This is a genomic window from Geminicoccus harenae, from assembly GCF_019800005.1.
GTDB classification, from domain to species: Bacteria; Pseudomonadota; Alphaproteobacteria; order Geminicoccales; family Geminicoccaceae; genus Geminicoccus; species Geminicoccus harenae.
Map to the genome: position 1 here is coordinate 26,015 of NZ_JABGCL010000009.1, position 18,633 is coordinate 44,647.

Here is an 18,633-nt window from a genome sequence, read left to right on the forward strand (position 1 = left end):
CCTGCCCCTTTGATCGAGAACGGAGCCCAAGCGATGCGCGGCGTCGTCATTCATGCGCCCAAAGATCTGCGGATCGACGAGGTCGCCCCCCCATCCCCCGGCCCCGGCGAGGTCCGGGTGGAGATCGCCGCCGGCGGGATCTGCGGCTCCGACCTGCACTATTACCGCCATGGCGGCTTCGGCGTCGTGCGCATCAAGGAGCCCATGGTGCTCGGCCACGAGATCGCCGGCACGGTCGCCGAGCTGGGCCCGGACGTGGCGTCGCGCACGGTCGGCCAGCGGGTCGCGGTCAACCCGAGCCGGCCCTGCGGCCAGTGCCGCTACTGCCAGGAGGGCCTGCACAACCAGTGCCTCGACATGCGCTTTCTGGGCAGCGCCATGCGCATGCCCCATGTGCAGGGCGGGTTCTGCCAGAGCCTGGTCGTGTCCGCAGCCCAGGCCGTCCCGATCGCCGACCGGCTGAGCTGGAGCGAAGCGGCCATGGCCGAGCCGCTGGCGGTCTGCCTCCATGCCGCGCGCCGGGCCGGGCCGCTCCTGGGCAAGCGCGTGCTGGTCACCGGCTGCGGGCCGATCGGCGTGCTCGCCGTGATGTGCGCGCGGCTCGCCGGCGCCTCGCTGATCGTGGCCACCGACATCGCACCGGAGCCTCTGGCCCTGGCCAGACGCATCGGGGCCACTGAAGCGCTGGACACGGCCGGCAGCCCCGATGCGCTGGCTCCCTACACTGCCGACAAGGGCAGCTTCGACGTGCTGTTCGAGGCCTCGGGCAGCGAGGCGGCGGTGCGTGGCGCACTCGATGTGCTGCGCCCGCAGGGCGTCATCGTCCAGCTCGGCATCGGCGGCGACATGACCTTGCCGATCAACACGATCGTCGCCAAGGAACTGCAACTGCGCGGCACGTTCCGCTTCGACGAGGAGTTCGCGCTGGCGGTGGAGCTGATGGGCCAGGGCCTGATCGACGTCACGCCCCTGCTCACCGCGAGCATCCCGTTCGAATCGGCGATCGAGGCCTTCGAGCTGGCCTCCGACCGCTCCCGCGCGATGAAGGTGCAGCTCACGTTCTGAGGGGGGCGATCCCGCGCCGCTGCAGCCGGGACCGCGGGAGGCGAAGCCATGGGCACGTCGCAACCATCGCATCGGCCGTGTCTTTCCTACGCGTGCCGGGCAGTCGCAGGGCACCGGCGGAACATCCGGCGGCAGCCGAGGCTGGTTGGCGGATCGGCTGCGGGACGCCCGGCAGGGACATCGAGGTGCTGGCGGACCAGAAGTCGACATCCTGCCTGCCGCCGCATCGAGCGCATCAACGACGGGACGACCAGGGGCCGGCCATGACCAATGCCTTATCCGACCAGGAACGCGGGCTGATCGACGCCTACTGGCGCGCGGCCAACTATCTGTCGGTCGGCCAGATCTATCTCTACGACAACCCGCTGCTCAAGAAGCCCCTGGCCAAGGAGCACATCAAGCCGCGCCTGCTGGGCCACTGGGGCACCACGCCTGGGCTGAACTTCATCTACGTGCACCTGAACCGGCTGATCCGGCAGCACGACCTGGACATGATCTACATCACCGGGCCTGGCCATGGCGGCCCGGCCCTGGTGGCCAACGCCTATCTGGAGGGCACCTACAGCGAGGTCTATCCGAACGTCTCGCAGGACGAGGCGGGCCTGAAGCGCCTGTTCACCCAGTTCTCCTTCCCGGGCGGCATCCCCAGCCATGTGGCGCCCGAGACGCCGGGCTCGATCCACGAGGGCGGCGAGCTCGGCTATTCGCTCTCCCATGCGTTCGGTGCCGCGTTCGACAATCCCGACCTGATCGTCGCCTGCGTGGTCGGCGATGGCGAGGCGGAGACCGGGGCGCTGGCGACGAGCTGGCATTCCAACAAGTTCCTGAACCCGGTCAGCGACGGCGTGGTCCTGCCGATCCTGCACCTGAACGGCTACAAGATCGCCAGCCCCTGCGTGCTGGCCCGGATCAGCCACGAGGAGCTGGACCAGCTCTTCCGCGGCTATGGCTACACGCCGCATTTCGTCGAGGGCGACGACCCGGCGACGATGCACGAGCTGATGGCGGCGACCCTGGACCGGGTGCTGGCCGAGATCCGCCAGATCAAGGAGGACGCCGCGGCCAACGGCGTCACGGCCCGTCCCCGCTGGCCGATGATCGTGCTGCGCACGCCGAAAGGTTGGACCTGCCCCAAGGAGATCGACGGCAAGCGCACCGAGGGCTTCTGGCGATCGCACCAGGTGCCGATGGGCGGGATGCACGACAATCCCGACCATGTCCGCATCCTGGAAGAATGGATGCAGAGCTACCGGCCGGACGAACTCTTCGACGAGACTGGGCGCCTGCAGCCGGAACTGGCCGCCTTGCCGCCGCGAGGTACAAGGCGGATGAGCGCCAACCCGCATACCAATGGTGGCGTGCTCCTGCGCGACCTGCGCCTGCCCGATTTTCGCGACTACGCGGTCGAGGTGCCAGCCCCGGGTGCGGCGGTGGCGGAATCCACCCAGGTCATGGGCCGGTTCCTGCGCGACGTGATGAAGCTGAACCTGGAGGCGCGCAACTTCCGCCTGTTCAGCCCGGACGAGAACAACTCCAACCGCTGGCAGGACGTGCTCGACGCGACCGACCGGACCTGGGTCGCGGAGCGCCACGACTATGACGAGCACCTGGCGCCCGATGGCCGGGTGATGGAGATGCTGAGCGAGCACCAGTGCCAGGGCTGGCTGGAGGGCTATCTGCTCACCGGCCGGCACGGCTTCTTCTCCTGCTACGAGGCGTTCATCCACATCGTCGATTCGATGTTCAACCAGCACGCCAAGTGGCTGAAGGTGTGCAACGACATCCGTTGGCGGCGGCCGATCGCGTCGTTGAACTATCTCCTGTCCAGCCATGTCTGGCGCCAGGACCATAACGGGTTCAGCCACCAGGACCCGGGCTTCATCGACCATGTCGTGAACAAGAAGGCCGAGGTGGTCCGGGTCTACCTGCCGCCGGACGCCAACTGCCTACTTTCGGTCACCGACCACTGCCTGCGCAGCCGCAACTATGTGAACGTGGTGGTGGCCGGCAAGCAGCCCGCCCCGCAATGGCTGACCATGGACGAGGCGGTCCGGCACTGCACGGCCGGCCTCGGCATCTGGGAGTGGGCCAGCAACGACCGGGGCGGCGAGCCGGACGTGGTGATGGCCTGCTGCGGCGACGTGCCGACCCTGGAGACGCTGGCCGCCGTCGACCTGCTGCGCCGCTACGCGCCGGAGCTGAAGGTCCGGGTCGTCAACGTGGTGAACCTGATGAAGCTGCAGCCCGACAGCGAGCACCCGCACGGGCTGCCGGACAAGGACTTCGATGCGCTGTTCACCACCGACAAGCCGATCATCTTCGCCTTTCACGGCTATCCCTGGCTGATCCACCGCCTGACCTACCGGCGGACCGGCCACGCCAACCTCCATGTGCGCGGCTACAAGGAGGAAGGCACCACCAGCACGCCGTTCGACATGTGCGTGATGAACGACATCGACCGCTTCCACCTGGTGGGCGACGTGATCGACCGGGTGCCGAAGCTGGGGGCGCGGGCCGCCTATGCCAAGCAGGCGATCCGCGACAAGCTGATCGAGCACAAGGAGTACATCACCAGGCATGGCGACGACATGCCGGAGGTCGCCGGCTGGACCTGGGGCCAAGCCGGGGCTGCGCCGGCGGCCAGCTCGACCGGGGCGGACAATGTCTGAGCCGGCAGGGTCCGGACCGGGCGGTTGAACCGACGCGGCCGGTTCGATCGGGGAGGAGAAACAGGATGGGCAGCGCCAGGACGGGCCCCGGGAGAGACGAGCAGGCTTCCCCTCGCCTCGCCGAGCTCCTCGAGCAGTATGAATGCGGGCCCATCCGCTTCACCGGCACCGCCGACGCGCTCTACGAGCGCCACCTCATGTTCGACAACGTGGTCGCGAGCGCGGCGGTGGGGCCGCGCGAGCGCTACGAGGCGGCGGCGCGTTCGGTGCGGGACGTGCTCTCGCAGCGCTGGCTGCGCACCGAGCGCACCTATGATCGCAGGAAGGCCAAGCGGGTCTACTACCTTTCCATGGAGTTCCTGCTCGGGCGCTCGCTGGCCGACAATATCCTGAACCTGCGCCTCGACCCGATCGTGCAGGAGGCCATCCGGGACCATCGGGCCGAGTGGCAGGCCCTCGTCGAGGAGGAGCCGGATGCCGGGCTCGGCAATGGCGGCCTCGGCCGGCTAGCCGCCTGCTTTCTCGACTCCATGGCGACGATGCAGCTCCCCGCCATGGGCTACGGGCTGCGCTACGAATACGGCATCTTCCGGCAGGTCATCGAGGACGGCTGGCAGCGGGCCAAGCCCGACAACTGGCTGCGCCGGCCCGACCCCTGGGAGGTCGCCCGGCCGCACGAGGCGGTGGACGTGCGGCTCGGCTGCTCGTTCGAGGTGCGCGGTGGCACGCTCGGCGTGGTCATGGACCGCCCCTCGACCCTGCAGGGCATCCCCTATGACCGCCCCGTGGTCGGCTATGGCGGGAAGAACATCAACACGCTGCGCCTGTGGGGCGCTGCCGCGCCCGATGCCTTCGACTTCGCCGCCTTCAGTGCGGGGGAGCTCGTGAGTGCCTTGGCGGGGCGGCTGTCGGCGGAATCGCTGACCCGGGTGCTCTATCCGGACGATTCCACCAGCATGGGCCAGGGCCTGCGCTTCGTGCAGGAATATTTCCTGGTCGCCTGCTCGCTGGCCGACCTGGTGCGCCGCTTCCGCCGCGGCAACGGTGACTGGCGCAGCCTGCCGGACCAGGTGGCGATCCAGCTCAACGATACTCATCCGGCCATGGCCGTGCCGGAACTGATGCGGATCCTGCTGGACGAGGCGGGCCTGGGCTGGGAGGAGGCCTGGGACCTGACCCGGCGCACGCTCGCCTACACCAACCACACGCTCTTGCCCGAGGCCCTGGAGAAATGGCCGCTGCGCTGGTTCGAGCGGCTCCTGCCCCGCCAGCTCGAGATCATCCTGGAGATCGACCGCCGGCTGGCCACCGAGGTGCGCGCCCGCTTCCCCGGCGACGAGGGGCGCGTCCTGCGCACCGGCCTGATCGAGACCGACGGCGACCGCCGCATCCGCATGGCGCATCTGGCGATCGTCGGCTCGCACAGCACCAATGGCGTGGCGGCGATCCATTCCGAGCTGCTGCGCAAGGTCACGGTCCGGGACCTGGCGGAACTCTATCCCGAGCGCTTCGGCAACAAGACCAACGGGGTGACGCCGAGGCGCTGGCTGCTCCTGGCCAATCCGGCCCTTGCGGGCAGCATCACGGCCGCGATCGGCGATCGCTGGATCACCGACCTCGCCGAGCTGGAAAGGCTGGCGCCGCTTGCGGAGGACACCGGCTTTCGCGACGCCGTGCACGAGGCCAGGCGCCGGGCCAAGGCCAGCTTCGCCGACTGGCTGAAGGCGACCTCCGGCGTCGTGGTGGATCCAGCCTCGATCTTCGACAGCCAGGTCAAGCGCATCCACGAGTACAAGCGCCAGCTCCTGAACGGGCTGCGGATCGTGATCCTCTACGGCCGCCTCCGCGAGAACCCCGATCTCGAGATGGCGCCGCGCACCTTCTTCTTCGCCGGCAAGGCTGCCCCCGCCTACGAGCCGGCCAAGCTGGTCATCAAGTTCCTCAACAACCTGGCCGGCACGATCGACGGCGACCCGTGCGTGCGCGGCCGCCTCAAGCTCGTGTTCCTGCCCGAGTACAACGTGTCGCTGGCCGAGCGGCTGATCCCGGCCAGCGACGTGTCCAACCAGATCTCGACCGCCGGCTACGAGGCCAGCGGCACCAGCAACATGAAGTTCATGATGAACGGTGCCATCACGATCGGCACGCGCGACGGCGCCACCATCGAGATGGCGGCGGCGGCCGGGGACGAAAACTTCTTCCTGTTCGGCCTGACCGCGCAGCAGGTGGCCGACAGCCGCTCCTGGTACAGCCCCTGGTGGCACTACGCGCACGAGCCCGAGACCCGTGCCGCCTTGGACCTGATCTTCTCGGACCATTTCAGCCGCTACGAGCCGGGCGCGTTCCTGCCGCTGCGCCATGCCCTGCTGGAGGCCGGCGACCGCTACATGCACCTGGCTGACCTTTCCGCCTATCTCGACGCAGACCGGCGGCTGCTCGAGGCTCATGCCGACCGGGACCGCTGGGCTCGGATGGCGGTTGCCAACATCGCCCATTCCGGCCGGTTCTCCAGCGACCGCACGATCGCCGAATATGCGTCCGAGATCTGGCAGGCGAGCCCGTGCCCGGTGCCCTAGGCAGGCCATCCGCCGCCATCGCGGACGCCCCTGTCGCGCGCCGCCCCGGCAGCGCGGATGGAACATGCGGCGTCCGGGGAAGTTCTCGATTAGAGTTGTCCGGACCCCATGGACGAGACGCAGGTTCGTGAAGCTGCCCGCGAGGAGAGGATTGACCATGCGAGGCCCCCTGATGGTTGCGGTCGCCGGCCTCTCGGTGATCATTCCGGCGGCCGCCGGCGCACAGTCGGAGCAGCCGTCCCCGGCTCCAACAGAGGCTGCAGGAGGCCAGGCCGAGACGGCCGCGCGTCGCGGGCCGGCGGATCTCTGCCAGGAACTGCTGGCCTTCGTGCAGCGCCCGGAGGAGGAGCGGTCGGAGGAAGATGACTCCCCACCACAGGCAGCCACGGCAGTCGAGGCTCCCTCGCAGGAGGAGCCGGCGCCGCAGCCGGAAGGCGGCAACGACGCCTCGCAGGAGGCGTCGGGCATGAGCGGCCCGATCGCGCCGTCCGGCGCAGGCACGCCCGGTCCGCAGGTCGGGGCCGAGGACGAACCGGCCGGGCAGGAACAGGCTGCGACGCCGGCAGCACAGAAGGCGGAAGCACCCACGTCGGCGGAAGCGAAGCAGGTCCCAGGCCCGTCCACGGGAGCGGCTGCCCCGCCGCCCACCACCGATCCGAATCCCGCCCAGGTCGAGAAGGCCCAGGCGGCCGCGCAGACCGGCGACATCGGGCAGTGCCGGGCGGTGGCGCAGGAAATGCGCCGGGCCGGGATCACCATGCCGGCACCCCTTCTGGCGCTGGCCGCGCTCGATCCGAAGTTCTTCGGGGCGGGGCAGCAGCCCTAGCCGGGGCAGCGCGGCCATGCGGGCGCGAAGCTGGCCTGCCTCACCGGCAGCAGCGGGCCACCCGGCTGCCGGTGCCTTGGATCGTCAACTGCCTGACCGTGGAGGTTCTCGATGAAGGTGTTCCTGGTAAGCGCCGTTGTGGCCATTCTCCTGGCCGTGGCGGTATCGGCCATCCTCGGCCAGTTCCACGAGCCCGCCTATCAGCGCTTTGCGGGCAGCGGCGCCTATGTCGATCATCCCGGGCACAACCTGGTCGGCCCCGACTGGTCCGGCCTGGCTCCCGTCCCGCCCGCACAGGAATCCTGAAGCGGCGGGCGCGCCCGAGCGGCGCGCCCTCCCCGGCACCTCGTCGACTATCGGCGCAACTGCTCCTCGACCCACAGGTCGTGATGGGCCCTGGCCCAGGCGACGTCGACCTCGCCGCTGCCCATCGCGTCATAGGCACCCTCCATGCCGAGCGTGCCGATATAGATGTGGAAGATGATCACGGCGATGAACAAGAAGCCCACCACCGAGTGGACGACCTGCGTGATCTGCATCCCGTTGACGCCGAACGCCGCGAACGGGAAGAGCAGCATGATGCCGGTGACCGACATGACGATGCCGGCCAGGGCCACCCACCAGAAGATCAGCTTCTGACCGGCATTGAAGCGGCCGGCACTGGGATGGGTGTTGTTGAACACGCCCCCGCCCGCCTTCAGCCAGGCCCAGTCGACCCCGCGCTTTGGGAAGTTGTCCTTCACCCAGACCACGATCATGAACAGGACGCCCAGCATGAACGGCCATGCCAGGTAGTTGTGCGCATACTTGCCCCACTGGGACAGGGTCCCGAATGCGTCGGGGCCGATCAGCGGCATCAGGTAGCGCTTGCCGAAGATGTAGTTGATGCCGCTCAGCGCCAGGATGATGAAGCTGACCGCAGTCAGCCAGTGGGTGAAGCGCTCGAACACGTTGAAGCGGAGGATCTTGATGCCGGAGACCTCGTCCGCCTGGATCGGCCCCTTGACCAGGTAGACCCCGCCCAGCAGGAGGACCACCGCCAGGATCAGGATGCCGGCGCCCCAGGGCAGCCAGGATTCATGGAAGACCCGCCACTGCCGGCCCTGTGGCTGCTCCAGGACCGCGAGCTTCGGGTCGGGCTGGGCGAGATAGCCCTGGAGCTTGCCTTCCTGCTGGAGCAGGTCATCCGCCTGGACGGACATGGCGGTCGGGTTGACCGCCTGGGCCCCGGCTTCCTGGGCCCCTGCCGGCCCGGTCATGGCCGGGAGGCAAGCGACGGCGAGGGCGATCATGACGACCAGCGCCCGGATCCGGTTCAGTCCATGGGTCACGGGATCCTCCTGTACGGCTCCTGGAGCGATGTCGGCCGGGTGTGCGGCACTTCCTGGTCAGGTGACGGTGATCGTTTCGCCGTAGGCGGTCTTCCAGCCCCAGGCACCCGACCCGTAGCCGCGCGTCACCACCCGCTCCTTGTAGATCTGCGCGATGATCTCGCCGTCACCGGCGAGCAGCGCCTTGGTCGAGCACATCTCCGCGCATAGCGGCAGCTTGCCCTCGGCCAGCCGGTTCGAGCCGTAGCGGACATACTCCGCCTCCGACAGGTCCGCGTCCGGCCCGCCGGCGCAGTAGGTGCATTTGTCCATCTTGCCGCGCGAGCCGAAATTCGTGGCCTGGGGGAATTGCGGCGCGCCGAACGGGCAGGCGTAGAAGCAGTAGCCGCAGCCGATGCATATTTCCTTGGAGTGGAGCACCAGGCCGTCATCGGTCGCGTGGAAGCAGTCGACCGGGCAGACCGCCGCGCAGGGCGCGTTGGTGCAGTGCATGCACGCCATCGACACCGAGCGCTCGCCCGGCTTGCCGTCGTTGATGGTGACGACCCGGCGGCGGTTGATGCCCCAAGGCACGTCGTGCTCGTTCTTGCAGGCGGTGACGCAGGCGTTGCAGTCGATGCAGCGGTTCGCGTCGCACAGGAATTTCAAGCGAGCCATGCGTGCTCCCCTCCGCTTCAGACTGGCTGGATCTGGCAAAGCGTGGCCTTGCCCTCGTGCATGTTGGTCACCGGGTCGTAGCCATAGGTGGTGACCGTGTTGGCGCTCTCGCCCAGCACCACCGGATCGGTGTTGCCGGGATAGCGGTGGCGGAGATCCTCGCCCTGGTACCAGCCGGCGAAATGGAACGGCATGAAGGCCACGCCCTTGCCGACCCGCTCGGTCACCAGGGCCTTCACCTTGACCCGCGCCTCGTTCTCCGCACCCGACACCCAGACGAAGCTGCCGTTCTGGATGCCGCGGTCGGCGGCATCGGCCGGGTTGATCTCCACGTACATGTCCTGCTGCAGCTCGGCGAGCCAGCGGTTGGAGCGGGTCTCCTCGCCGCCGCCCTCGTACTCGACCAGCCGGCCCGAGGTCAGGATGATCGGGAAGTTCTGGGCGAGGTTGGACTCGACGGCCGCCTGCTGCACCGAGAAGCCCAGGTTGGGCAGGCGGAACTGGCGCTCGTCCGGGCGGGTCGGGTAGTCGGCCACCAGGTCCGGGCGGGGCGAATAGACCGGCTCGCGATGGACCGGCACCGGGTCGGGCAGGTTCCAGGCATTGGCCCGCGCCTTGCCATTGCCGTAGGGCGACACGCCATGGTCCAGGCAGACGCGCTGGATGCCGCCCGAGAGGTCGGTGGCCCAGCTTACCGTGTCGATGTCGTTGCCGCCGATGCGTTCGATGACCGCCAGCTCCTCCGGGGTCAGGTCCTGGTCCCAGCCGAGCTTCCTGAGCACTCCCATCGTGATCTCGGGATAGCCGTCGGTCAGCTCGGAGCCCGCGGAGAAGGAGCCCTCGCTCAGGAGGGTCTCGCCGTTGCGCTCGACGCCGAAGCGGGCGCGGAAGGTGCCGCCGCCATCCTTCACATGGAGGCTGGTGTTGTAGAGGACCGCGGAGCCGGGATGGCGGATCTCCGGCTTGCCCCAGCACGGCCAGGGCAGGCCGTAATAGTCGCCGCCGACCTCGGGGTCGTCCATCGGTGCGCGCAGGGAGACCAGGTCGAACTTGCCCTGGTTCTTCATGTGCGCCTTGAGGCGTTCCGGGGACTGGCCGCAATAACCGGTGGACCAGCCGCCCCGGTTGATCTCGCGCAGGATGTCCTCGGGGAGCGGCACGCCGTTCTCGACCTTGATGTTCTTGAACATCTGGTCGGCGAAGCCGAGCTTGACCGCGAACCGGTAGAGGATCTCGTAGTCGTTCTTCGATTCGAAGATCGGCGGCACGATCTGCTCGCCCCACTGGAGCGAACGGTTCGAGGCGGTCCGGCAGCCGTCCATCTCGAGCGAGGTGCAGGCCGGCAGCAGATACATGTTGTCGGCGCGCTGCGACATCGAGGCGAACGAGGTCGGGTGCGGATCCACGACCACGAGCAGGTCCAGGCTCTCCACGCCCTTCACCGCCTCGGACATGCGGGTGACGGTGTTGCCGCCATGGCCCATCACGAACATGGCCTTGAGCGGGCTGCGCTGGTCGATCTGCTCTTCGGGCAGGAGGACCGCGTCGAACCACCTGGTCGAGGTGAGGCCCGGCGTCTCCATGTTCTCCTTGCGGCTGCGCGCCTTGCGGCCGCCCTTGGCCGGCACCTCATCGAAGCGCGACTGCAGCCACTCGTACTCGACCTCCCAGACCCGCGCCCAATGCTTCCACGCACCTTCGACCAGGCCGTAGTAGAGCGGCAGGCTGGTGGAATCGAGGCCGAGGTCGGTGGCACCCTGGACGTTGGTGTGGCCGCGGAAGATGTTGGCCCCGGTGCCGGGCGCCCCGACATTGGCGGTCGCAAGGCACAGATTGCACAAGGCGCGCACGTTGGCGGTGCCCACCGAGTGCTGGGTCACCCCCATGCACCAGATGACCGTCGAGGGCTTCTGCTTGGCGAACGTCTCGGCGACGCGCCGCATGGTCTCCGGCGGCACGCCGGTGACCCGCTCGACCTCGGCCGGCGTCCACTTGGCGACCTCCTTGCGGACGTCGTCCATCCCGTAGACGCGCTGGCTGATGAAGTCCTGGTCCTCCCAGCCATTCTCGAAGATGTGCCAGAGCAGGCCCCAGGCCACCGCAATGTCGGTGCCGGAGCGGATCCGGACATATTCGGTCGCATGGGCGGCGGTGCGGGTGAAGCGCGGGTCGATGACGATCAGGTTCGCCCGGTTGATCTCCTTGCCCGCCAGCACGTGCTGCATGGCGATCGGATGCGCTTCCGCCGGATTCCCGCCCATGATGATCATGGTCTTGGAATTGCGGATGTCGTTGTAGGAGTTGGTCTGGGCGCCATAGCCCCAGGTGTTGGCGACGCCCGCCACCGTGGTCGAGTGGCAGATGCGCGCCTGATGGTCGACCGAGTTGGTGCCCCAGAAGGCGCCGAACTTGCGCAGGAGATAGGCGGCCTCGTTGGTGAACTTCGCCGAGCCCAGCCAGAGCACGGAATCCGCACCGGCCTTCTCGCGCAGGTCCAGGAGCTTGTCGCCGATCTCGTCGACCGCCTGCTCCCAGCTGATCCGCTGCCACTGGCCGCCTACCAGCTTCACCGGATATTTCAGGCGCCGCTCGCCGCCGACGATCTCGCGGATCGCGGCACCCTTGGCGCAGTGCGTGCCGCGATTGATCGGGCTTTCCCAGGACGGCTCCTGGCCGACCCAGACCCCGTTCACCACCTCGGCGGTGACGGTGCAGCCGACCGAGCAATGGGTGCAGATGTTCTTCCTGATCTGCACCTGCGGGCCGGAAACGGCGCTGCCCGCGGCCTTGGCCTTCTGGACGGAACCGAGCTGAAGCGAGCCCAGGGCGGCGAGGCCGCCCACCGCCAGGCCCGAGCGGCGCAGGAAGGCACGGCGGTCCGTGCCCCCGCTCCCCTGGGCCACCATCTCGACCGGCATCCTGGCGCGGCCCGCCTCGCCGCTCCTGCGCTTGATCAGCATGGCCCTACTTCCTCAGCGTCTCGTAGCCATTGGTCCGGTAGAAGGCCCGGACATCGTCGGTCTCGCGGTAGCGTGCCTTGGTCTCTTCCGGGCCGGGGTCATAGGCCTGGGCGTCCTTGGCGCCCATGACCGCACCGGCCGCGGCTGCCACCGAGCCCGTGCCGAGCGCGCGGAAGAACCTGCGGCGCCCGAGGGACCTGCCATCCTGCTGCTCGCTCATGTCTTCCTCCCCTGACTTCCCGGCCGGCCCATCACTCATCAACCGGCGGCACGCCGCTCGGCTCCCGGCGATACGGCTGCCACATCCATCGCGAACGCACTGGCCTCGATCTCCATGAACAGCCGCCCGACCGTGCCGACGCTGCGGTAGAAGGGCGTGGATGCCGCCTGCTCCAGATCCCCGAAGAACCGCCCGGCCCAGGGCTCCAGATGCCGGCGGAAGAACTGCCGTTCGCTCCCCCGCCCGGCGTCGAACCGGCCGGACGCCAGACCGGCCATGGTCTCGCACAGGATGGCCAGATGGTCCTCGGGCTCATGCACATGCGCCGCACGCTCGATCCCGAGCGCCGCCATGTCCTGCCGGATGCCTACGAGCGGCCGCTCGTGGAGGAACCCGGTCAGGTAGTACGAGGCATGCGGGATGAGCTCGCTGCGGCCGATGCCGATGAACAGATCGAAGAACGCGCGCTCCAGCACCGCCGGGTCCGCCGTGGCCGCAGCCTCGGCCAGTGCCGCGTGGGCCTGTCCGAGCGGGCTGCCATCGCCCTCCAGCCCGGCGAGCCGTGCCAGCAGCTCGGCAGTCGGCTGCCGGCCGAGCAGCAGGGCCAGCAGGTGGTACTCATGGGCCCGAAGGAGGTCGATCTCGTCGATGCTGGGTTCGCCGCCCATGCCGCTCCCGTTCCGCAATGCCCCAGCCGTCACCCGAAGCCGCCCCTGTGCCAGGCTCGGGACCGGCAGCCTGTGTCGGGGACATATCATGCCACGACCGCAATCTGCCGGAAGGGTCGAACGCCAGTTTCCTTAACATTCTCGGGCGATGGCCGTCTGTCTAGACATAGTCTGCACTGATTGAGGACATTCCGCCGCCCGGCATTGGTCAGCCGCCGGATCAGATCGGCACGGCCCCGCCGTGCCGGCGGTGCCGGATCGGCCGTTCCGCTGCATGATCCGGCATGGTCGGCGCCGCCTGGCGTGGCCCGGGTCCGGACGTCTCCAGCGCAGCGGCGGGCAGTGCCTGCGGGGCGGCGGCAACGGCCGGCGGGTCCGCCGCAGCGCTCCCGGCAAGGGATGCAGGCGCAGGGTCATCCGCGGCGACCGGCACCTCGCCTGGCGCGGGTTCAGGGACGGCTTCCGGCGTGGCGGGAAGCTGTCCCACGATCCGGCGCGCGGCGTTGATCACTTCCTCCGTCCTGGCGAGCGGCCCCGAGCCCGGCACGCTGCCCGGAACGGACCAGTCATAGGCATAGTCGCGTGCATCGCCGACATAGTCGCGGATGGCCGGGTCCAGGACCCACATCCGCCGGAGTGCTGCGTTGCGCAGCGCCGCCGGGACGCCCTTGCGCATGAACGGCGTCAGGTCGGATTGCGCCGTCAGTTCCTCGACCGAGGGCAGGCTGGCCAATTCTTCCTGCAGATCGGGTTCGGCTACCGCGGCCTGATCCGCGACCGCTGGCGGTGCGGCACTAGGCTCGGTCGACACTTCCAACTCGCCGGAGACTTCCGCCGCCTCGCTCTCGCTTGCCGGCTGCCTGCGGGCCTCCAGCTTGCGGCGCGACCAGCGCGACAGGAAATCCGCCTCGTCGCTCACGACCTGCGCTCCTTCTGCCCGCCCGTGCCGACCGCACCGCGCGCCAGCGCCTCGGGATCGGCGCGGCTGCGCTTGCGCTTGACGAAGGTCCGCTCCTGGTGGAACGCCTCGAAGAATGCCGCGACCTTGGCCTGGATGGCGGGTGGCATCGGCACCGGCTCGACGATCGCCTCCAGCCCATCCACCAGCGCCTCGCCCTCGTAGGGATCCGCGGTGACCGTCGCCACCGCATACTCGTCGCCGGCCGTGCGCCGCAGCGCCACCCACAAGGACGGCCGCCCGGAGGTCAGGTTGTCACGATAATGGCTGGTGGCGCTGGGGTGGAGCGTCACCTCGAAGCCGCCCGCGTAGAACAGTTCCTCCTGCGCGTCGCCGCCGAGCCGCGTCCCCGGTGCGGCCGCGGGAACGCCCGGCAGCACCGATGCCGGCAGCCAGGCATGGTCCAGCCACGGCCCCTTCAGCCTGCGCCTGGCGACGATCAGGCCGACCTCGAAATGGTCCTCGGGCTTCATGGGTTCTCTCCTGCCGAAGCGCGCCGGCCGGCCCGGACCGGCAGCCCTGCCACCAGGTTCTGCGGCTTCATCCGCACGCGCCGGTCCGGCGCCATGGCGAGGATCAGGTAGACCGGATAACCCCGCACCGCCGCCTCGGCGTCCTCGGGATCGCGGAAGAACAGGCGGAACAGGGCCAGGACCCGCATCCGCTCGTCCTCGCTCAGCGTGCTGCCGCTCCACAGCGCATTGCCGATCCGCGTGCCCTCGGCGTCCAGCCCGACGAACCAGCGCCATTCCCGGTCCTCGATCGCCGCCACCGGCTCGACCTGCACCGCGACCTGCAGCACATGGCCGACCCAGGCCTCGATCGCCCGCGCCACGGCCTCCCGCCCGGCCGGGTCGGAGCCCAGGTTCAGCACCATGGTGAAGGCGTCGGAGCGGCTCCAGTAGGTCCAGGCATTGTCCCGGTTCATGACGTCGAGCTCGGCCACCGGCTCCCGACCCAGCATGGCGAGCAGCGGCGAGCGACCCACCGCCTGCTCTCTCGCCTCGACGATCTCGTCGTCGGCCAGCAGCAGCGTGCCATCGTGGAAGGACGCGCGCTGCGGGCGGAACATCAGCTCGGCCGCGCGGAGGACGTAAGGATCGTCGCAGCCGTCCAGCGCGTTGCGCAGGATCAGGTGGACGAGCTGGTCGAGGAACAGGGCCGGCAGGTGCCCGGCCCTCTGGTGCACGAGCTGGCGATAGGCCGCCTCGACCGAGCCCGCCGCCACCAGCCGGTCGCGGAAGCGCAGCATGACCTCCCAGTTCTGTCGCGCATCCGGATCGGCCAGGGCTGCCAGCTCGTCCGGCGCCACCGGGCGGCCGGGCTCGGCCAGCAGTGCGGCATGGAGCCGGCGCTCCGCGAGGCAGGCCTCTTCCGGCGGCACCAGCTCGGGCCGGGCCAGATAGGCCTGGAGCAGCCCCTCGGTGACGGCGAGCTCCCCCTTCTCGGTCCGGCGGGTCAGATGGTGGCCGCTGGAAACCCAGAATTCCCTCACGAACCGGCTCTCCCGTACATGCGCAGCGACTTCGTCCTCACAGATGCGGGCGTCCGGTCTTTTCATCGAGCCAGGATGGAACGCGCAGGGCCTTGAGCAGTTCCATTCGTTCGGGCGGGGCGCTGGCGGCATGACGCAGGATCAGGTCCCCGTTCTCCTCGAGACGGGCGGTTCCTGCCAGGTTCAGCCTGGCCAGATAGCGGTTGCCGATCGGATCGAAGCCTTCGTGATACCAGGTGTCGAAGCTGCGCATGAGGTAGCGGGCGAACTGCCCGGCAAGGTCAGCCAGGCCATCCGCTGCGCAGCCCTCTTCGTCGAGGGCGGTGGAATCCGGCGTCAGCCCCGGCTCGCCGGCCCCCTGCTTCGACGCGATGAGCATGATCGAGAAGACCAGCCAGCCCGGCACGTCCGCCTCGCCGCAGTTCTCCGGCCAGCCCAGCCGGCCGCCGCCCAGCCTGGCGCCGTCGAACCGGATCGCGTCCGGCCAATCGAAGCCGATCGGCTTTTCCGGCGCGCAGGCGGCGGCGATCGCATCGGCAGTGGCGACCATCCCGGCGAAGAACGCCCGCCTGGCCTGCCGGAGCGCTTCGTCCGGCTCCAGCACGACCGCGAGTTCCAGGACGTCCGGCCGCGGCACCCATACCAGCGTACCCGCCCCGGCATCCGGCGCCAGCCGGCAGGCATGGGCAAAGGCCGCACCCGGTTCGTTCTGCACGGCCAGCCGGTAGGCGGGCGGCAGGTCGGGCAGGGCCGTCGCGGCGGCTGGCACGGTGGCGGTGGTCAACGAGGCTTCCCCCGGTCGGGCTGTCCTGTCTTGATCGATTCCAGTTTGCTGCCATTGGTCGGGTACGGGAACTGCCAAGACGCCTTCAGCGGGGAGACGAGCGAGCATGCCGCAAGGCGATAGGACTGTGATCGTATGTTCCTGCGAGGGAACGGTGCCGCTGGACGAGGCCGCCATCGCCCGCGGCTGCGGCGGCAGCATCCAGCGCGCCGACCAGCTCTGCCGACGCGAGCTCGACCGGTTCCGCTCCGTCCTCTCGGACGGCGGGCCGGTCACCGTTTCCTGCACCCAGGAAGCGCCCCTGTTCGGCGAGGTGGCGGCGGAGCTGGCGGCGGAGGAGCGGGTGGCCTTCGCCAATATCCGCGAACACGCCGGCTGGTCCGCCGAAGCCCAGGATGCCGGGCCGAAGATGGCAGCGCTGCTGGCTGCTGCCGCCGAGCCCGCACCCTCCTTCCCGTTCGTCCCGTTCGAGAGCAAGGGGGTGACGCTGGTCTATGGCCGGGACGAGTTGGCGATCGAGGCGGCGCACCGCCTGGCCGACCAGCTCGACGTGACGGTGCTCCTGACCCGGCCCGGCGAGGTCAGCCCGCTGCGCATCGGCGAGTTCCCGGTGCTGCAGGGGACGATCGTGGGTGCGAAGGGTCATCTCGGCGCCTTCGAGCTGCGCATCGACGACTATGCCGTCCCGGCGCCCTCTTCCCGCGCCAAGCTGGCGTTCGGCATGCCGCGCAACGGCGCCACCTCGCGCTGCGACATCATCCTGGATCTCACCGGCGGCACGCCGCTCTTTCCCGCCCACGAGGTCCGCTACGGCTATGTGCGCGCCGACCCGCGCGACCCCGCCGCCGTCGAGCGGGCGCTGTTCCAGGCCTCGCACCTGGTCGGCGAGTTCGACAAGCCGCGCTATGTCGATTTCCAGGCGGACCTCTGCGCCCATTCCCGTTCGCGCATCACCGGCTGCACCCGCTGCCTGGAGGTCTGCCCGACCGGGGCGATCTCGCCCGGCGGCGACCATGTGCTGATCGACCCCCATGTCTGCGCCGGCTGCGGCAGCTGCGCATCGGTCTGCCCGACCGGGGCCGCCACCTATGCGCTGCCGCCCACGGACGTGCTGATGCGCCGGCTGCACCGGCTGATGGCCACCTACCAGGCGGCAGGCGGCAGGGATGCCGTGGTGCTGTTCCACGACGGCGACCATGGCGAGCCGCTGATCCAGGCACTCGCCCGGTTCGGCGACGGCCTCCCCGCCAACGTCCTGCCCGTCCGGGTCAACGAGGTGACGGAGATCGGCCCGGAAGTGGTGGCCGCCCTGTTCGCCTACGGGGCCGTGGGAGCCCACTTCCTGTGCCGCGCCAAGCCGAAGCACGACATCGTGGCGCTGCAGCGCATGGTGAGCCTGTCCGACACGATCCTCCAGGCGCTGGGCTACGGCACCGGGGCACCTCCCGTCGCCATCATCGCTACCGACGATCCGGACGGCCTAGCCCAGGCCCTGGCCGAGGCACCGCATGGCAGGCCTGCGCGGGTGCCAGCGCGCTTCGTGCCGGCCGGGCGCAAGCGCAGCGTGCTGGAGACGGCGTTCCGCGAACTGCACGCCGCGGCACCGGCGCCGGTCGACTGCGTGCCGCTCGAGGCCGGCGCCCCCTTCGGCGGGCTCGACTTCGACGTGGACGGCTGCACCCTCTGCATGTCCTGCGTGTCGGCCTGCCCGACCCAGGCGCTGACCGACGGCGTGGAGCGGCCGACGCTGCGCTTTCGCGAGGCCTTGTGCGTGCAGTGCGGCCTGTGCGCCCGGACTTGCCCCGAGGACGTGATCCGGCTGAAGCCCCAACTCGACTTCGCCGCCTGGAACTCCCCGGCCCGGCTGGTCAAGGAGGAGGAGCCGTTCCACTGCACCGTCTGCAGCAAGCCGTTCGGGACCCGTGCCTCCATCGAGCGCGTGGTGGCGAAGCTCCAGGGCCGGCACTGGATGTTCTCGGGCTTGGCCGGCCAGGACCGGATGCGCGTCCTGATGATGTGCGAGGACTGCCGGGTCGAGGCGGTCGTCAACGAGAGCTTCGACCCCCACGACATGCCGCAGCAGCAGCCTCCCCGCACCATCGAGGACGATCTGGCGGAACGTGCGCGGATCAAGGCCGGGCTGGCATGAGCGGCCCGCTGCTCCCTCAGCCGGCCTGCCGGCGGATGACGAAGGTGATCGTCTCGCCGTCGCTGTGCTGCTCCTCCAGCGCGTCGCCGGTCTCCTCCACCAGATGCGGAATGTCGACCGCCGCCTTGGGGTCGGTACATTGCACCTGGAGCAGGTCGCCCGGCGCCAGGCGCTGGAGGGCCTTGCGGGTCTTCAGCGCCGGCAGCGGGCAAACCAGCCCGCGCAGGTCCAGACGGGTTTCGGTCATGGGCTTTCCGGGCAGTCACGTGATGGCG

The 18,633-nt window shown here is 69.4% G+C and carries 16 protein-coding genes; 6 read left to right on the forward strand and 10 right to left on the reverse strand.

Annotated features, from left to right (window positions below; genetic code table 11):
• The first annotated feature begins 33 nt into the window (after positions 1–33).
• From HLA95_RS10165 to HLA95_RS10185, 5 genes are all read left to right on the forward strand, one after another.
• Positions 34–1,065 (forward strand): L-idonate 5-dehydrogenase, encoded by a 1,032-nt coding sequence (locus tag HLA95_RS10165; RefSeq protein ID WP_222183219.1) that lies wholly within the window; start codon positions 34–36, stop codon positions 1,063–1,065.
• A gap of 263 nt (positions 1,066–1,328) precedes the next feature.
• Entirely contained in the window at positions 1,329–3,734 is a 2,406-nt protein-coding gene (locus tag HLA95_RS10170) for a phosphoketolase family protein (protein ID WP_191058496.1), read from the forward strand.
• A gap of 65 nt (positions 3,735–3,799) precedes the next feature.
• Entirely contained in the window at positions 3,800–6,310 is a 2,511-nt protein-coding gene (locus HLA95_RS10175) for a glycogen/starch/alpha-glucan phosphorylase (RefSeq protein ID WP_191058497.1), read from the forward strand.
• A 172-nt stretch (positions 6,311–6,482) separates the two neighbouring features.
• Positions 6,483–7,136 carry a hypothetical protein gene (locus HLA95_RS10180; RefSeq protein ID WP_222183221.1) on the forward strand — a complete coding sequence of 218 codons (654 nt, stop codon included), beginning with the start codon at positions 6,483–6,485 and terminating at the stop codon, positions 7,134–7,136.
• 111 nt (positions 7,137–7,247) lie between these two features.
• The gene (locus HLA95_RS10185) at positions 7,248–7,442 is read left to right on the forward strand and encodes a hypothetical protein (RefSeq protein ID WP_191058499.1); all 195 of its coding nucleotides are present in this window, start codon (positions 7,248–7,250) and stop codon (positions 7,440–7,442) included.
• Positions 7,443–7,489: 47 nt separating this feature from the next.
• Here the strand turns inward: HLA95_RS10185 and HLA95_RS10190 are convergent, their stop codons facing one another.
• The 9 genes from HLA95_RS10190 to HLA95_RS10230 all read right to left on the reverse strand — a co-directional run bounded on the left by HLA95_RS10190 (position 7,490) and on the right by HLA95_RS10230 (position 16,209).
• Positions 7,490–8,467 carry a formate dehydrogenase subunit gamma gene (locus HLA95_RS10190; RefSeq protein ID WP_222183223.1) on the reverse strand — a complete coding sequence of 326 codons (978 nt, stop codon included), beginning with the start codon at positions 8,465–8,467 and terminating at the stop codon, positions 7,490–7,492.
• Between the two features lie 57 nt (positions 8,468–8,524).
• A complete protein-coding gene (gene fdh3B, locus HLA95_RS10195; RefSeq protein WP_159717257.1) occupies positions 8,525–9,124 on the reverse strand; it encodes a formate dehydrogenase FDH3 subunit beta in 600 nt (199 codons plus the stop codon).
• 17 nt (positions 9,125–9,141) lie between these two features.
• Positions 9,142–12,084, reverse strand: a complete 2,943-nt coding sequence (locus HLA95_RS10200) for a formate dehydrogenase subunit alpha (protein WP_191058500.1) — start codon at positions 12,082–12,084, stop codon at positions 9,142–9,144.
• A gap of 4 nt (positions 12,085–12,088) precedes the next feature.
• Positions 12,089–12,304, reverse strand: a complete 216-nt coding sequence (locus HLA95_RS10205; protein WP_191058501.1) for a formate dehydrogenase — start codon at positions 12,302–12,304, stop codon at positions 12,089–12,091.
• Positions 12,305–12,342: 38 nt separating this feature from the next.
• The gene (locus HLA95_RS10210) at positions 12,343–12,972 is read right to left on the reverse strand and encodes a TorD/DmsD family molecular chaperone (protein ID WP_191058502.1); all 630 of its coding nucleotides are present in this window, start codon (positions 12,970–12,972) and stop codon (positions 12,343–12,345) included.
• A 220-nt stretch (positions 12,973–13,192) separates the two neighbouring features.
• Positions 13,193–13,891: a DUF3306 domain-containing protein gene (locus tag HLA95_RS10215; RefSeq protein WP_222183225.1), complete on the reverse strand. Its 699-nt coding sequence runs from the start codon at positions 13,889–13,891 to the stop codon at positions 13,193–13,195.
• The gene (locus HLA95_RS10220; RefSeq protein ID WP_191061060.1) at positions 13,888–14,403 is read right to left on the reverse strand and encodes a DUF3305 domain-containing protein; all 516 of its coding nucleotides are present in this window, start codon (positions 14,401–14,403) and stop codon (positions 13,888–13,890) included. The genes HLA95_RS10215 and HLA95_RS10220 overlap by 4 nt, the downstream gene beginning before the upstream one ends.
• On the reverse strand, positions 14,400–15,425 hold the full coding sequence (locus HLA95_RS10225) for a DUF6352 family protein (protein WP_191061059.1): 1,026 nt from the start codon (positions 15,423–15,425) through the stop codon (positions 14,400–14,402). The genes HLA95_RS10220 and HLA95_RS10225 overlap by 4 nt, the downstream gene beginning before the upstream one ends.
• A 37-nt stretch (positions 15,426–15,462) precedes the next feature.
• Positions 15,463–16,209: a biotin/lipoate--protein ligase family protein gene (locus tag HLA95_RS10230; protein ID WP_222183229.1), complete on the reverse strand. Its 747-nt coding sequence runs from the start codon at positions 16,207–16,209 to the stop codon at positions 15,463–15,465.
• 106 nt (positions 16,210–16,315) lie between these two features.
• Between HLA95_RS10230 and HLA95_RS10235 the strand changes: the two genes are divergently transcribed.
• On the forward strand, positions 16,316–18,358 hold the full coding sequence (locus HLA95_RS10235) for a 4Fe-4S binding protein (protein ID WP_222183230.1): 2,043 nt from the start codon (positions 16,316–16,318) through the stop codon (positions 18,356–18,358).
• A gap of 16 nt (positions 18,359–18,374) precedes the next feature.
• Here the strand turns inward: HLA95_RS10235 and HLA95_RS10240 are convergent, their stop codons facing one another.
• Complete coding sequence (locus tag HLA95_RS10240; protein ID WP_222183231.1) at positions 18,375–18,605, reverse strand: sulfurtransferase TusA family protein; 231 nt, start codon at positions 18,603–18,605, stop codon at positions 18,375–18,377.
• Between the last annotated feature and the right edge of the window lie 28 nt (positions 18,606–18,633).